The organism is Agaricicola taiwanensis (assembly GCF_014635245.1).
In the GTDB taxonomy this organism is placed as follows: Bacteria; Pseudomonadota; Alphaproteobacteria; order Rhizobiales; family Methylopilaceae; genus Agaricicola; species Agaricicola taiwanensis.
Window position 1 is genome coordinate 1 of sequence record NZ_BMCP01000007.1, and the last position, 15,486, is coordinate 15,486.

A 15,486-nucleotide genomic window follows, 5' to 3' on the forward strand; every position below is an offset into this window, starting at 1 on the left:
AAGGCGCGACCGAGGACAGCATCAAGGCCCATTACAAGGAGAAGACGGGCAAGGATCTGCCCGATGACTTCTTCACGAAGCCTTTCAAAGACCAGCTGACGTTCATTGAAGAGGCGGCCAGCAAGTCATCCGGGACGGACAGCACCAACTGGGGTCCTGACGAAGCCCCGAAGGTCGTCGCGCTGCTTCAAGAGTATGATGAGCTGCGCCGCGTGCCGGCCGAAGAAAGGACGGAGGAGCAAAAGACGCGGCTCCAGGAAGTGAGTACCGAGCTGAAAGAGAAGTACGGTCTCACCTCGTTTGATTTCCTTTTCGGTGCGGGTAATGGCGCCGGCGTCCCAGGAGATCTACCGTACATCGCGCAGCTTATGGGCATGACCGAGACGGAAGGTGCGACGCAGGAGAGCATCTCTGCCTATTACAAGGAGAAGACGGGCAAGGATCTGCCCGCCGACTTCTTCACGAAGCCCTTCGCGGAGCAACTGCCTATCATTGCGGAGGCGGTCGGCAAGCCATCCGAAACCGAGAGTTCCGGCTGGGAGGCCAGTGAGGCCAGCACGGTTATCGACTTGCTGGAAGAGTATCACGAACTGATCAGTGTGCCGGAGGCGAGCAGGACCGATCAGCAAAAGGATCGGATCGAGGAGATTGAGACGGGTCTGGCTAAATACGGCATTACTGATCCGGGCAATCTCTTCAGGACGACCGATTTGCTGCCGGATGGAGTTCCGGGAGAGGACAAAATGATCGCCCTCCTGATGGGTATGGGCGAGCAAGAACGCATCACGCGAGGGAGCATCAGCGAGTTCTACAAGGAGAAGACTGGCAAGGATCTGCCCGCCGACTTCTTCTCGAAACCCTTCGCGGAACAGCTGCCTATCATTGCCGAAGCAGCCGGCGATACTGAATAAATAGCATTAGACTGCTGCGATGGCCCCGCTCCACCGGAACGGGGCCATTTTTTTGCCACGGGATTTCCCGCATCGGTGATGAGTTCGTGAAACCCGCCGCGTCGGCGGGTTTTGCATGTCAATGCCTGAGCTTCACGCTTCCGAAGAGCGCTGGAACGGCGGTCATCTATGATGGTGACGCCCATATTCGTGGTAATGGGCCGCAGGTTTTACCTGAAACGGAACTCTCTCTTCTCCTTTCCATTGGTCTGATGACAGCGGCTGTGCCGCGGAACTTCGACCATAGAAAAAGGAGCAGTCGATGTCCTTCACCGATGTCGTCAATCAACCTTACGTCCTGCCGGACCTCAACGGTCCCGATCAGACCTTTGACCCCCAGGCCCTCGCCGGAGGCCCTTCCTACGGCGCGCAGTGGCCCTACGACGTGGTGCAGGCCAATCGCGTTCTTGAACTCCTGCGCGAGCTCGGGCGCGCCGATAACGATCCCGCGCTGACATCCGCCATCGAGGCGGAACTAGCCGAATTCGGCATCAATGATCCCATGGGCGCGACCACACCCCAGCTCGTGGCGCAGCTTCTGGGGCTGGAAGATTATGCCCATGCGACGCGGGAGAGCGTGGAGCAGCTGCTGGATGGCCGCGGGATCGAACTCCCCCAGAACTTCTGGAACATCGGCCTTGACCAGAATTGGCAGGTGTTGGACGCTCTCGTGGAGGAGAATTCGCGCCCGCCACAGTCTCTGACAAGCGCTTGAGCGGTAATGCCTTGATGCGTGAAAGTGGGAGGAGGCGCTTCCACGGCCGCCGTGCTTCGAGGGCGCGACGGGCCGGTCGGCCTCACTCTCCAGCCAGGGCCGGAGCGGGGCACCCACGCGAACGGGAAAATGGCTTTCAACCGAACGGTTTGCAGCTGCTTTTCCTAGGCTATGCGATCGCGGCGTGATATAAGAAAATCGAAATATTAAGATCATCCCGGAAGAGGGATTGCGCCCGCGCGATGAGCTGATATTTTATTGCCCTTGCTAAATGTCCGGATGAGATTATATTAAGGCCATCGATTATTGCTTGTGACCTTTGGTTGAGCGCCTCGCTCGTTCCGATTTCCCTTTCAACATCGATTGGCCGGATGATGGACGTTCGGCGACATCACTACGCGATTTGAAGGAAAATCGTCATGAATACAGGAACCGTGAAGTGGTTCAATAGCACCAAGGGCTTCGGCTTCATTCAACCCGACCAGGGTGGCGGCGATGTGTTCGTTCACATCTCGGCAGTCGAAAAGGCCGGCATGTACGGCCTCAACGAAGGCCAGAAGCTGCAGTATGAGCTGGTGCAGGACAAGAGGTCTGGAAAGACCTCGGCTGGAAATCTCCAGGCCGTCTGATTTGCATTTGCCTACGCTGACCACGGATGTACTGGCAGCGAATGGCTTGGAAAAGGTCGGGATCAGCCCGGCCTTTTTTGTTTCTTAAGGCGGACTTGCCGCTCGATCGGCCGTGCCCGAGCCTTACCTGAAAGAGGAGCAGCCGATGGCCGCTACCAAGGACAAATTCTTCGATGCCGCCAAGATCCCGCCTCGTGATCGTGCGGCCATCACCGACGACACGGCCAAGGCGATCATCGCAGCGGAGGCCAAGGCCCGCGCGAAGAAGACCGAGAAGCTGCGTGAGCTGCGCCTGCAGGCAGAGGCGGCCAATCCCGCGCCTGCTCCGGCTCCCAAAAAGGCCAAAGCTGCCGCAAGGAAGCGGAAGACCGTGGCGGGCTGAAACGCCTTCCTGTTTTTTCTCCCTGAACCATATGGCGCCTCTCGCCTGAACGACTTGCCAACGGCGGGGAACGCCACCGGCCCATCACGCGTTTCGTCCTCTCCTCAGCGTGCGTTTCGGGAGAGGTGATGGCACCGCGAGCCAACTGGAAGGGCGTCTTGAAGGTTGCGGAGCTTTCCTGCCCCGTGGCCCTCTATACCGCTGCCTCGACCTCCGATCGTGTCGCCTTCCACACCATCAACCGCGCCACCGGTCATCGCGTGCACCGGCAGTTCGTGGATTCCGCGACCGGCAAACCCGTGGAGCGGGAGGACCAGGTCAAGGGCTACGAGCTCGGAGCCGACGACTACATCATGCTGGAAGGCGATGAAGTGGCCGCCGCCGTGCCGGAGAGCGATAAGACGCTTGCGGTCGATACCTTCATCGCCTGCCCCGAAGTCGATGATGTCTTTTTCGACAAACCCTACTATCTGGCGCCGTCCGCTCCTCATGCCGAGGAGGCATTCGTGCTCATCCGTGAAGGCATGCGCGCCAAGAAAGTTGCCGCGCTGGCGCAGACGGTTCTGTTCCGCCGGGTTCGTACGCTGCTGATCCGGCCTCATGGTGAGGGCCTCATCGCCAACACGCTTTCCTTCGATTACGAGGTGCGTTCGGCCAAAGAGGTTTTCAGCGACATCACCGATTTCAAGATCGCGGGCGAGATGCTGGACCTTGCCAAGCACATCATCGACACCAAGAAGGGTGAGTTCGATCCGGCTGAATTCGACGATCGCTACGAGGCGGCGTTGGCCGAGTTGATCAAGGCCAAGGCCGAGGGCCGCAAGATCACGCCGCGCAAGGAGCCGAAGCGCGAGAAGGTGGTGGATCTCATGGAGGCGCTCCGGGCCAGTGCCGGCGTGAAAGAGGCGAAGAAGCAGGCGCCGAAGAAACGCGCGGCAGCCGCCCGCAGCAGGTCCAGAGCGCAAGAGCCGCGGCGGAAGGCGAGCTGATCCATGGCGCTGGAGGCCTATAACGCCAAACGCGATTTCAAGGCCACGCGTGAACCGAAGGGTCGCGTCGCCCGGAAGGCCGGCAACAGCTTCGTTATCCAGAAGCACGACGCGCGGCGGCTGCATTACGATTTCCGGCTGGAGATGGATGGCGTCCTGAAAAGCTGGGCGGTGACGCGGGGCCCGAGCCTGATGCCCGGTGACAAGCGGCTCGCCGTTCATGTGGAGGACCATCCGCTGGATTACGGCACCTTCGAGGGCACCATTCCCAAGGGCGAATATGGCGGCGGCACCGTGATCGTGTGGGATCGCGGCATCTGGAAGCCGATCCATGACCCGCACAAGGGTTACGCCAAGGGGCATCTGGAATTCGAGCTGGAAGGCGAGAAGCTCCGTGGACGCTGGCACCTCATCCGCCTCGCCGGCAAGCCGCGCGAGAAGCGCGAGAACTGGCTGCTCATCAAAGGCGATGACGAATTCGCCCGTGAGGAGGGGGAGGGCGACATCCTGGAAGAACGCCCGGAATCGGTGAAGACCGGCCGCACCATCGACGAGGTCGCGGGCGAAGAGCCCGGCTGGTCGTCGAAGAAGGGGCGGTTGCGGCCCGAGACGGGCGATGAGAACGGGCCTGTTCCGGCGAAGATGACGGCCAAGGCCAAAGCCAAACCGAAATCGTCCACCAAGACTGGGGCCGCCGCCCGTGCTTCGGGGCAAGCGGTCGAGACGGTGGAGCTCGATCCTTCCGCGCTGAAGGGCGCGAAGAAGGGCCCGTTGCCCGACTTTCTGGAGCCCATGCTGGCCAAGCTCGTCTCCGCGCCGCCTTCCGGCGCCGAATGGATCCACGAGATCAAGTTCGACGGCTATCGCCTGCAGGCTCGTATCGAGGCAGGACGGCTCAAGCTGCTGACCCGCAGCGGCCTCGACTGGACCAAGAAGTTCGGAAAGGACGTGGTGGAGGCCTTGAAGGCGCTGCCCGCCGGCACGGCGCTGCTCGATGGCGAACTGGTGGTGGAGAACAGCAATGGAGCGTCCGATTTCTCCGCGCTGCAGGCCGATCTGTCCGAAGGGCGGTTCGATCGTTTCGTCTTCTACCTGTTCGATCTGCTTTACCTCGACGGCTATGATCTGACGCGCGTTCCGCTGGTGGAGCGCAAGCGCCTGTTGGAGCAGCTCATCGGCGGCGAGTCTCGCCTGCTGCGCTATTCCAGCCATTTCGATGAGAACGGCGATCTGGTGCTGAACCACGCCTGCCGTCTCAGCCTGGAGGGCGTCGTTTCCAAGCTTGCCGAGGGGCCCTATCGCGCGGGGCGTGGCCGGTCCTGGATCAAATCGAAATGTTCGCTCCGCCAGGAGTTCGTGGTGGCGGGCTATGTGCCCTCCACAACCTCGCGCAAGGCCATCGGCTCCCTGATCATGGGGGTTTACGACGATGACGGAAATCTCATCCACGTCGGCCGCGTCGGCACCGGCTATTCCGCCGTGGTGGCCGAGGACCTCTTCCGGCGTCTAGAGCGCATGCGGATCGACCAGAGCCCCTTTGCCGCCAAGCTGACGGCGGAGGAGCGGCGCCAGGCGCGCTATGTGCGTCCGGACCTGGTGGCGGAGGTTGAATTTCGGGCCTGGACCGGCGACGGCCATCTGCGCCATGCGGCCTTTCGCGGGTTGCGCGAGGACAAGGACCCCAAGGAGATCCGCCGCGAACTGGCGAAAAGCAGCGCGGCGTCCGCCGCGCCCAAGCCGCCGCGGCGCACGGTGAAGCTGACGCATCCCGACCGGATCTATTGGCCGGAGGAGGGCGTCACCAAGGAGGGGCTCGCGGACTATTACGCCGAGGTGTGGCGGCACATCGCACCCTATATCGTCGGCCGGGCGCTGGCCCTGCTGCGCTGCCCGAGCGGGATCGACGGCGAGAAGTTCTTCCAGAAGCATGCCTGGAAGGGGCTGAACCCCAACATCGTCCTGGTGAAGGATCCCAAGGACAAGGACGATGCACCGCTCGTCAGCATCAATGATCTCGATGGGCTGATGGGGCTCGTGCAGTCGGCCACCCTCGAAATCCACCCCTGGGGCTCCACCGTGGCCAATTGGGAGAAGCCGGACACCATCATCATGGATCTCGATCCCGGCGACGGTGTCAGCTGGGAGGCGGTGATCGAGGCCGCCCACGAGGTGCGGGCGCGCCTGGAGGATGCCGGGCTGACGGCGTTCGTGAAAACCTCCGGCGGCAAGGGCCTCCATGTGGTCGCGCCGCTGAAGCCGAAGGCGGAGTGGCCGGAGGTGAAGGCCTTCACCAAGGCGATCGCCGAGGCCATGGCATTCGATGGTCCCGACCGCTATGTGGCGACCATCACCAAGTCGAAGCGCAAGGGCAAGATCCTGGTGGATTATCTCAGGAACCAGCGCGGCGCGACGGCGGTGGCGGCCTATTCCACCCGGGCGCGCCCCGGCGCGGCGGTCTCCGCTCCGCTCGCCTGGGACGAACTCTCGCCCGGCATCGGTCCGGCCTATTTCACGGTGGAGAACATGCCGACCCGGCTCTCGGCACTGAGCGCGGATCCCTGGGACGGCTTCCGCAAGGCGGCGGCGGTGTGGAAGGCCAAGTAAAGCGCCTAGTCTATCCGCCGCTCGCGACGGTCAGCTCCACCTTCAGGCCGCCTAGACTGGAGCGGTCAAAGCAAAGCTGCGCACCATAGGCCCCGGCGATGTCGCTGACGATGGCAAGACCAAGCCCGGCGCTGCCTGTCTCATCGAAGCGGCGGCCCCGGCCGGCGAGCGCCGCGAGACGGGCGTCATCCACTCCCGGCCCGTCGTCCTCGATCCGCAGCGTCATGCCGCGGGCCTCACGCTCCGCGCTGACCTGAACCCTGGTGCGGGCCGCGCGGAGGGCGTTCTCCATGAGATTGCCCAGGATCTCGGCGAGGTCTTCGGCACGCATGGGCCAGACCATATCGGGCGCCACGCTCATCTCGATGGCGATGTGCTCGCCGCGCGGCGTGCGGGCGAGGGTGCGCGAGACCGCATCCACCGCTGAGGCAAGAGGCACCGTGACCAGTGGGTCTGGCTGATGACGAAGGCGCGCACGGGCGAGCTCCCGCTCCACCGTCCGGCGCATCTGCACGGCCACCGCCTCGATGTCGGCGGCGATCTCCTGTTCACCCTTCGCTCGCAGGCGGGCGACATCGCTGGCAAGCGCCGTCAGCGGCGTGCGCAGCCCATGGGCAAGATCCGCCGCGCGGTCGCGGGCGCGGATCATCTCGGCTTCCTGAGCTTCCAGAAGCGTGTTCACCTCGGCGACCAATGGGGCAATCTCGCTCGGCACCTCCACCGCAAGATGCTTTTCCCGGCCCGCGCGCACTGCGGCCAGAGCTTCGCGCACGCGCGCGAGCGGCTTCAGGCCCAGACCCACCTGCACCCAGGCTGCGATGAGGATGAGAGCGGCGAGGAGGAGAATGCCAGGTATGAGATCGCGTGCGAAACCCTCGCGGAGCGCGGCAAGCTCGGCCCTGTCGATGGCGGCGGCGATGCGGAAGGAGCGCTCGCCTCCAGGCCCGGCCAGTACGACGGTGCGGGCATGGATTAGGGCCTCTGCGCCCTCCGGCGTTGCGCCGCGATAGCTTGCAATGACGCCCGGCGCGGCGGTGGCCGTGGGGGCGGGGAGGGTGCCGTCCCACAGCGAGCGGGAGCGCAGCATCTTGCCTCCCGTCACATCGGTGATCTGCCAGTAGAGGCCGGAGAGCGGGCGCTGGAAGCGTGAATCTGAAGGTTCACGGGCGAGAGTGGGGGCACCCGCGGCATCGATCCGCAGCGCGCCGGCAAGCTGGGCGATATGGGTGTCGAGCTCCTGCCCCAGCCGGCGCTCGACGTGGCGGCCGAAGAGATCGATCAGGCCCGCGCCGGCCAGACCGATGGCAAGGAGCGTTCCCAGGGTGGCGAAGATGAGAAGGCGCAGGCGGATCGAGCGCGACAGCACCTTCATGACGCACTGTCGGGCGCGGACATGATGTAGCCGAAGCCGCGCCGGGTCTCGATGCTGCCGGCCCCGAGCTTGCGGCGGACGCGGCCGACCAGAACCTCGACGGCATTGGATTCACGCTCGTAATGTTCAGCCTGGAGCTGCTCGGCCAGTTCCTGCTGCGGCACCACGCGGCCGGAATGGTGCATGAGATAGGCGACCAGCCGATATTCCTGCGGTGAGAGCGCCACGGCGGCACCCTTCACGGTCACGCGCATCTGGCGCGGGTCGAGCATGATCTCGCCGATCTGGAGCGCGGGCGCGGCATGGCCGTTGTTGCGGCGGATGACGGCGCGCAGCCGCGCCAGCAACTCCTCCATGGCGAAGGGCTTCGGCAGATAATCATCGGCCCCGGCGTCGATGCCCTCCACGCGCTCGGCCCAGGTGCCGCGCGCGGTGAGGACCAGCACGGGAAAGGCGCGCCCGCTCGCCCGCCAGCGCTTCAGCACCGACATGCCGTCCATGCCGGGAAGCCCAAGATCAAGGACCGCCGCGGCATAATCTTCGGTGTCGCCGCGAAACCAGGCCTCCTCGCCATTGGCCTCGGCATCCACCAGATAACCGGCGGCATCCAGCGCGGCGGCCACATCGCGCGAAATGCGGGCATCGTCCTCCACAAGCAGGATGCGCAACGGATCAGTCCTCATCCTCTTCGTCGACATCGAGAATGCGCCCGGTGCGGCCGTCGACGCCGAGTTCAACGATCCTCCCGTTGGGACGCAGGAGGCGGATCTCGTACTCCGGTGCATCGTCATCGCTGTCAAGCTCAACCTCCAGCACCTCGCCCGGATAGCGCGCCCGGACACGATCGAGGATGCGCGCGAGCGGCATGAGACGGCCTGCCTCGATCCCGGCACGCGCGCGATCGGCATCGTCATCGGCCTGGGCGGCGCCGAGACAAAAACCGAAAAAGACGAGCGAGAGGAGGGCGAGCCTGCGCGGGAGCATCCGTCACCCTGGCATGGGCAAGATGACAGAAGGCTGACAGCGGGGCTCAGCGATCCGTCATGGCGGCTCCGGCACAAATGGCTCCACCACGTCACGAGCCAAAGGAGATAATGATGATGTCTGCCATGAAACTCACCGCCGCCACTCTTCTCGTCCTGGGAGGTCTGTCCGCTCCCGCTCTTGCCGATGACGACGACGACCGTCGCTGCGCCTCCGTGCCCCGCGGCGAATGGCTGAGCGTTGCGGAAATCGCCAATCGCGCCAGCGCGGGTGGCTATGAGGTGCTGGGCGTGGAAAGCGACGACGGCTGCTGGGAGGTGAAGGCCTATGACCGCGACCGGCGCCGGGTCGAGGTGCACTATCACCCGGCGACCGCCGAGATGATCTATCAGGATTTCGATGATTGACGGGAAACCCTCCTTCGCTCTCCCCGTAGGGGAGAGCGAAGGGACCTAGCGGCCCTTGCCGCCGGCCTTGCCTCCGGACTTTCCCTTGGGGTCCGATGCCAGGCTCTTCTTCAGCGCGTCCATGATGTTGATGACGTTGCTGGGTTGGGCTTCGGCCTCCGCGGGCGCCTTTTTCACCGGGCGCTTGCGGCCCTTCTTGCGGTCGGCGATGATCTCCAGGAGCCGGCCCTGCACCGGGTCGTCCACCATTTCGGGCGTCCAGTGCTTCGTCCGCTCGTCGATGAGCTTCTTGATCATGGGCATGAGCTTGGAATCGGGTTTGGCCTCCCCGATCCCACCGAAATAGAGCGCGGGATCACGGACCTCGTCACCATAACGCAGGGTCCAGACCACGATGCCCTTGTCCCGGGGCTCCAGCATGACCGCGCGCTCACGGCGGTACATGACAAGCCGCGCGATGCCCACCATATCGGTCGCGGCCATGGCGTCGCGGATCACGGAAAAGGCCTCTTCCCCCACCGGGTCGTCGGGGACGAGGTAATGGGGGCGATCATACCAGACCCAGCCGATGGAATCGCGCGGGGTGAAAATGTCGATGTCGATGGTGCGGGTGCTCTCCAAAGCCACCGCTTCCAGCTCCTCATCCTCGATCAGGATATAATCGCCTTCACCGCGCTCGTAGCCCTTGACCTCGTCATCCTCGTCCACGGGCTTACCGCTGACGCTGTCGACGTAGCGGCTGACGACCCTGTTCCCGGTCTTGCGGTTGAGGGTGTGGAAGCGCACCCGCTCGTTCTCGGTGGTGGCCGGGGTCATGGCCACGCGGCAGGTCACCAGCGAAAGCTTCAGATAACCCTTCCAGAAGGTGCGCGGCGCCACGGATGCCCCATCACGAATGATTGCTTCTCCCGAACGTCCGACATCTTTGATTGTTCCCATGCTGTGCTAGACTACACTTATGAGAATCAAACGTGTCGGCCGCGTCACGGCGGAGGAAATCGCCGACATCGACGCCTCTTTTGATGTGATCTACGAAGCGATGCCACCCTTCGACGGGCCACGGCTTCAGCGGATCGAACCGGTATCGCCCTATCGGAAGATCTATACGCCCGATCCTGAGGATCAGGAGCAGGACGGCGACAAGCTGCTCGCGGTTGCCGAGGGCGGTGGAGGCCGCACCTGCGGATATCTTCGGGTATCGCGAGGCTGGAACGGCTTCGCTGTGGTCGAGGACATCGTGGTGGACCGCGACAGCCGCCGCTCCGAGCTCGGGCGGCTTCTGATGGATGAGGCCAGGCGCTGGGCAAGGGACGAAGGGCTGGCGGGTATCCGGCTGGAAACCCAGAGCAACAATGTTCCGGCCTGCATGTTCTACCAGGCGTATGGCTTTATGCTCGGCGGTTCTGATCGCCATCTTTATGCGGCGCTCGGAGAGAGCCGCCGCGAGACCGCGCTCTTCTGGTACTATTTCCTCCCGGGCGTGCTGCCGGCGGCGTGAGGCCAGGGCTTCCCGTCAAAGCCATTCCATAAAATAGTCATCTTCCGGTCAGCTTCTTATTGCCGCGGAGCACCCGGAACATATGTGGATTCCGTAAAGCCATGGGTGCGGTGGCGGCCGGAGTTGCTCATGAACCTGTTGCAGCAAAATGTCTGGCCATCAGGCGGCGGCGAAATGGGCGCCCTGACCCGTGCGCGGGACTGGAGCGCAACCAAGCTCGGCCCCAGCGAAAATTGGCCGTCACATCTGAAAAGCACGCTTGACGGCATGCTCGCCACCGCACTTCCCTGCACGCTGCTGTGGGGGCGGGATGCCATCGTCTTCTACAATGACGCAGCGCGGGAACTGATGGGGGATCGCCACCCCAAGGCGTTCGGTCAGCCCATCGCCGGCATGAGGATCGATCTCAGGGCCGATTGGGCGAGCGTGGTGGAGCGGGTCTGGCGGGGCGAAACCGTGATGATCGAGGACCAGCCCTATCGCCTTGGGAAGGGCGACAATGAGCGCCACTCCTGGTTCACCCACTACGTCAGTCCTTTGCGTGATGGGAAAGGCGAGATCATCGCCATGTGGGCAATCTCGGTCGATACCACAGCCCGTGTGGACGCCGAACGCCAGCGCAACAGCATCGAGATGGCGCTGCGCGACAGCGAAGAGCGCCACGCTTTCCTGCTGAAGCTCAGCGACGCCTTGCGGCCCCTGAACAGTTCCGCCGCCGTGCAGGAGACCGCCACCCGTATCCTGGGCGAGCATCTCGGCGCGTCGCGGGCCTGCTATGCGGAGATGCTGCCCGGTGACAGCGATTTCATCGTCGAGCGCGATTATCACATACCGCAGGTGCCGAGCATCGCCGGCCGCCACGGGCTCAGTGATTTCGGGCAGCAGCTGCTTGTCCGCTTCCGGGCCGGCGAGACGGTGGTGGTGGACGATATCCGCGTCGAGCCCATGTTCAATGACGTGGAGCGCACGGCCTATGAATACCTCCTGATCCGGGCCTTTGTGCTGGTGCCGCTGGTGAAGGAAGGGCAGCTGGTGGCAATGCTGAGCGTCCATGGCTCGGGGCCCCGCCACTGGACGGCGGCAGAAATCGCGCTGGTCGAGGACACCGCGGAGCGCACCTGGGCAGCGTTGGAGGTAGCCCGTGCCGAGGCCGCCCTCAGGAATAGCGAGGAGCGCTTCCGGCTGATGGCGGATGCGGTGCCCCAGATCGTCTGGGTCACCGACTTTCAGGGCAAGGTGCAGTTCTTCAACCAGCAATGGTTCGATTACACCGGCAGCTCGCCGGATCAGACCGCGACACCCGAGGTCTTCAGCAGCTACATCCATCCCGATGACATCGAGGCGACGAGGTCAGCGTTCGACGTGGCGCGCTGGACCGGCGGCATCTATCGCACCGAACATCGCCTTCGCGGCGCGGACGGGACCTATCGCTGGTTCCTGGTGCGCGCGCAGCCCTATCGCGATCCGGTCACCGGAGTGATCTCGCAGTGGTTCGGTGCCTCGGTCGATATTCATGAACACCGCGCGGCGGAGGCGCGCCTTCGCAAGAGCGAGGAACGCTTCCAGCAATTCGGCAACGCCTCATCCAATGTGTTGTGGATCCGAGACGCCAAGAGCCTGCAGTGGATCTATCTGACACCCGCGTTCGAGACGATCTATGGCCTGACGCGGGAAGAGGCGCTCAAGGGCGACAACTTCCAGCTCTGGCAGGATCTGATCCTGCCCGAGGATCGCGACAGGGCCATCAGCAATGTGCGACGCGTGGTGGCGGGTGAAAGCGTCACGTTCGAATACCGGATCCGCCGGCCCTCAAACGGAGAGATTCGCTGGCTCCGCGACACCGATTTCCCGCTGCTCGACGACGAGGGGCGGTTGCAAAGCGTCGGCGGGATCGGTCACGACATCACCGACACCCATGAGACCAACGATCGGCTGCAGGCGCTTGTCATGGAACTTCAGCACCGGACGCGCAACCTCATGGGTCTCGTCGGCTCGCTGTCGGACAAGACCCTGGAAAATGTCTCATCACTGGAAGAGTTCGGGCAGCGATTCAGGGACCGGCTGGGGGTGCTCTCGCGAGCCAACAACCTGCTTGCCCACGTTGACCGTGGTGGGGACGTCACCTTCGATCAGGTTCTCGACGGAGAGCTTGAGGCCGTCGGAGCTCTCGACGAACCGTTGGGACAGCGTGTTCGTCGCGAGGGCCCCCCGGGTGTGGTCTTGCCGGCCACCGGCGTGCAGGCGCTGGCCCTGGCGCTGAATGAATTGGCAAGCAACGCGCTGCGCCACGGAGCACTTGCCCATGAAAGCGGCGGCGTCGATATCCGCTGGCGTGTGGAACAGGACGGAAATGGCGCCCGTTTGATCCTGGTCTGGAAGGAAACCGGCGTCGCCATCCCGCAGGAGAAGCGGGAAGGCTACGGCCACGAGATCATCGGGAAGGCGCTGCCCTATCAGCTTCGGGCCGAAACGCGCCTGCGCTTCGACGAGGACGGTATCTTTTGCTCCATCGTGCTTCCCCTGAACCCCCGGATCGCCCGGCATGACGCGTGAGTTAAGACGTAGCCGGGTTCTTGTGGTCGAGGATGAATATATCCTGGCGTGCGAGTTGCAGCAGCATTTGGAGGGGGCGGGAGCCGAGGTTGTGGGCCCCGCGGCGACGGTGGATGCGGCTCTTTCGCTTCTGGCGGTCCATGCCGTCGACCGCGCCATCGTGGATATCAGGCTCGGCCGCGACATGGCCTATCCGGTGGCCGATGAATTGAGGGCGCGCGGGATCCCCTTCGTCTTCTTCACCGGATATGAGCCCGAGGCCATTCCCTCAGCCTATGCCGATGTGTTCCGCGGGGATAAGCCGCTGAACTTCAACGAGCTGACGCGCGCGCTGTTTGCCTGATGTCCATGGCCTGATACTCGCGGGCCCGCCGCGAGTATCAGGCGCTATGGCTACAGCATGGGCCGGCCCCCCGTGACGGGCACGATGGCGCCGGTGACGTAGCTGCTTTCCTCGGAAGCGAGCATCACATAGGCGGGGGCGAGTTCTGCCGGCTGTCCGGCGCGGCCGAGCGGGGTGTTCTTGCCGAAGTTCTTCACAGCTTCTTCCGGCATGGTGGACGGAATGAGCGGGGTCCAGATCGGGCCCGGCGCCACGGCGTTCACCCTTACGCCCTTCTCGGCCACCAGCTGCGCCAGCCCTGCGGTGAAATTGGCGATGGCGCCTTTGGTGGTGGCATAGGCCAGCAGCGAGGGCGATGGATCATCGGCATTGATCGAGGCCGTGTTGATGATGGTGCTGCCGGGCGGCATGTGCTTGAGCGCTGCCTGGGACAGATAGAACATCGAATGGATGTTGGTGCGGAAGGTCTTGTCCCACTCCTCCGCCGTGATGTCCTCGATGCTCTCAAAGCTCGCCTGATGGGCGGCATTGTTGACGAGGATATCGATGTGACCCAGTTCCTTCACGGCCCGGTCGATGATGTCGCGGCAGTGGGCCTCATCCTGAATGTCGCCCGGTACCACCACGGCCTTGCGGCCGGCTTCCTTGACCCAGCGCGCGGTTTCATCGGCATCGTCGTGCTCGTCGAGATAGGAAATCAGCACGTCGGCACCTTCACGCGCGAAGGCGATGGCGACGGCCCGACCGATGCCGCTGTCGCCGCCGGTGATGACGGCGGCGCGGCCCTCGAGGCGACCGCTGCCTTCATAGCTCTCCTCGCCATGATCTGGCTTGGGCATCATGGCATCGGTGTCACCCGGCATGGGCTGCTGCTGCGGCGTCTGCGGCGGTTGCGGATATTTCTTGCGTGGATCTTGAAGCATGGGTCTCTCCGAGCTGAAAACCGGGTCGTGGCTCTGCGCGCGGCAGGCCGGAGCCGAATGGTCGGTGGTCATGCACAGAGCAACTAGAAGCCCATCCATCAGTTCCATCGGTGAGACGAATGAGGATCCGGGCGCCGGCGTGTATGTGCCGGCGCTGCCGACAGCATCTGCGTCAGCAGCGCTTGCGCCCAAAATCTGACGAGACGCAGCAGGGCCGCGCCTCGCCTATTGTGTGATGTTCAAGCCAGAACAACCAACGGCGAGCCGAAACGGACCCGCTGGTAGAGGTCGACGATGTCCTGATTGAGCAATCTCACGCAGCCCGATGAAACGGCCTTGCCGATCGTCTCCGGATGGCTCGTTCCGTGCAGGCGATAAAGCGTGTCGCGGTTTCCTTCATGGACGTAGAAGGCCCGTGCGCCCAAGGCGTTGTCGATCCCGGGTGGCTGTCCCTGTCTCCATCTCGCGAGCTCCGGTTGCCGGGCTATCATGGACTCCGGTGGAGTCCAGACAGGCCATTCGCGGCCATAAGCGATGTGGGCGCGTCCGGACCACTCGAAGCCCGCCTTGCCGATGCCGACACCGTATCGCATGGCGGTTCCGCCGTCCTGAACATGGTAGAGATGGCGCTGCGCAGGATCGACGATCACTGTGCCCGGTTTCTCCGACGTCGGATAATCCACCACCTGCCGGTAAAACCGGGGCTCCAGCTTGGTGAGGTCCACGGCAGGGATGGGAAACCTCTCCTCCGGCATGGCCCTGTACATAAGCCGGGCGTGATCAGGAATGGACGTGGGCGGCACTTCATCAGGACGCCGCGGCGGGGGTGGTACAGCGGCGCAACCTGCCATGGACAGGGTGAGAAGACTGCCCAGGGAAGCCAGAACGGCCCGGCGGTCAGGATTTACGGTGAGTTTCATCGATGTCTCAACTGGTCGGACTCAGCCGAGGTCGCACTGCCTCGTCCGGAATGTTCATCCAGCGGGCAGCGTTGATCGGCGTGTTGGGATTGCCCCTCGCGCAGCAGCGCTCCGCAGAGTCTCTGAGGTGAAGTGCCGAGCTCGCTATCGCAGGGGGGACGTGTGGCGAGGAAAAAAGCCGCCAACTCGGCGGTCAGATACTCAAATTCATTTGGCT

The 15,486-nt window shown here is 63.7% G+C and carries 16 protein-coding genes; 10 read left to right on the top strand and 6 right to left on the bottom strand.

Translation table 11 applies throughout. The features are described 5' to 3' along the window. The 6 genes from IEV58_RS16730 to ligD form a co-directional block, all read left to right on the top strand. Positions 1–911, top strand: a 911-nt coding sequence (locus IEV58_RS16730; protein ID WP_188410970.1) for a hypothetical protein, incomplete at its 5' end; no start/stop codon positions are given. Between the two features lie 301 nt (positions 912–1,212). After that, on the top strand, positions 1,213–1,665 hold the full coding sequence (locus tag IEV58_RS16735; protein WP_188410971.1) for a hypothetical protein: 453 nt from the start codon (positions 1,213–1,215) through the stop codon (positions 1,663–1,665). Positions 1,666–2,084: 419 nt separating this feature from the next. Further along, positions 2,085–2,294 (top strand): cold-shock protein, encoded by a 210-nt coding sequence (locus IEV58_RS16740; RefSeq protein WP_188410972.1) that lies wholly within the window; start codon positions 2,085–2,087, stop codon positions 2,292–2,294. A gap of 145 nt (positions 2,295–2,439) precedes the next feature. Next, positions 2,440–2,676, top strand: coding sequence for a hypothetical protein (locus tag IEV58_RS16745; protein ID WP_188410973.1), 237 nt, complete (start codon positions 2,440–2,442; stop codon positions 2,674–2,676). Between the two features lie 128 nt (positions 2,677–2,804). After that, positions 2,805–3,665 carry a non-homologous end joining protein Ku gene (gene ku, locus IEV58_RS16750; RefSeq protein WP_188410974.1) on the top strand — a complete coding sequence of 287 codons (861 nt, stop codon included), beginning with the start codon at positions 2,805–2,807 and terminating at the stop codon, positions 3,663–3,665. Between the two features lie 3 nt (positions 3,666–3,668). Then, positions 3,669–6,269: a DNA ligase D gene (gene ligD, locus IEV58_RS16755; RefSeq protein WP_188410975.1), complete on the top strand. Its 2,601-nt coding sequence runs from the start codon at positions 3,669–3,671 to the stop codon at positions 6,267–6,269. 10 nt (positions 6,270–6,279) lie between these two features. Here the strand turns inward: ligD and IEV58_RS16760 are convergent, their stop codons facing one another. From IEV58_RS16760 to IEV58_RS16770, 3 genes are read right to left on the bottom strand one after another with little or no spacing between them, the layout of a single operon-like run. Next, the gene (locus IEV58_RS16760; RefSeq protein ID WP_188410976.1) at positions 6,280–7,641 is read right to left on the bottom strand and encodes a sensor histidine kinase; all 1,362 of its coding nucleotides are present in this window, start codon (positions 7,639–7,641) and stop codon (positions 6,280–6,282) included. Further along, on the bottom strand, positions 7,638–8,309 hold the full coding sequence (locus IEV58_RS16765) for a response regulator transcription factor (RefSeq protein WP_188410977.1): 672 nt from the start codon (positions 8,307–8,309) through the stop codon (positions 7,638–7,640). Before IEV58_RS16765 ends, IEV58_RS16760 begins: the two co-directional genes overlap by 4 nt. Before the next feature lie 4 nt (positions 8,310–8,313). Then, a complete protein-coding gene (locus tag IEV58_RS16770) occupies positions 8,314–8,625 on the bottom strand; it encodes a PepSY domain-containing protein (protein ID WP_188410978.1) in 312 nt (103 codons plus the stop codon). A 125-nt stretch (positions 8,626–8,750) separates the two neighbouring features. Between IEV58_RS16770 and IEV58_RS16775 the strand changes: the two genes are divergently transcribed. Continuing rightward, positions 8,751–9,032, top strand: coding sequence for a PepSY domain-containing protein (locus IEV58_RS16775; protein ID WP_188410979.1), 282 nt, complete (start codon positions 8,751–8,753; stop codon positions 9,030–9,032). Positions 9,033–9,077: 45 nt separating this feature from the next. Here the strand turns inward: IEV58_RS16775 and ku (IEV58_RS16780) are convergent, their stop codons facing one another. Further along, complete coding sequence (gene ku, locus IEV58_RS16780; RefSeq protein ID WP_229729554.1) at positions 9,078–9,971, bottom strand: non-homologous end joining protein Ku; 894 nt, start codon at positions 9,969–9,971, stop codon at positions 9,078–9,080. Positions 9,972–9,990: 19 nt separating this feature from the next. On the opposite strand from ku (IEV58_RS16780), the gene IEV58_RS16785 reads away from it, so the two are divergent. The 3 genes from IEV58_RS16785 to IEV58_RS16795 all read left to right on the top strand — a co-directional run bounded on the left by IEV58_RS16785 (position 9,991) and on the right by IEV58_RS16795 (position 13,426). Further along, entirely contained in the window at positions 9,991–10,530 is a 540-nt protein-coding gene (locus IEV58_RS16785) for a GNAT family N-acetyltransferase (protein WP_188410980.1), read from the top strand. 129 nt (positions 10,531–10,659) lie between these two features. Beyond that, a complete protein-coding gene (locus IEV58_RS16790) occupies positions 10,660–13,083 on the top strand; it encodes a PAS domain S-box protein (protein WP_188410981.1) in 2,424 nt (807 codons plus the stop codon). Beyond that, a complete protein-coding gene (locus tag IEV58_RS16795) occupies positions 13,073–13,426 on the top strand; it encodes a response regulator (RefSeq protein WP_188410982.1) in 354 nt (117 codons plus the stop codon). The genes IEV58_RS16790 and IEV58_RS16795 overlap by 11 nt, the downstream gene beginning before the upstream one ends. A gap of 50 nt (positions 13,427–13,476) precedes the next feature. Here IEV58_RS16795 and IEV58_RS16800 read toward each other — a convergent pair whose 3' ends face one another. After that, on the bottom strand, positions 13,477–14,349 hold the full coding sequence (locus IEV58_RS16800; RefSeq protein ID WP_188410983.1) for an SDR family oxidoreductase: 873 nt from the start codon (positions 14,347–14,349) through the stop codon (positions 13,477–13,479). Between the two features lie 239 nt (positions 14,350–14,588). Next, on the bottom strand, positions 14,589–15,269 hold the full coding sequence (locus tag IEV58_RS16805) for a L,D-transpeptidase (RefSeq protein WP_229729555.1): 681 nt from the start codon (positions 15,267–15,269) through the stop codon (positions 14,589–14,591). Between the last annotated feature and the right edge of the window lie 217 nt (positions 15,270–15,486).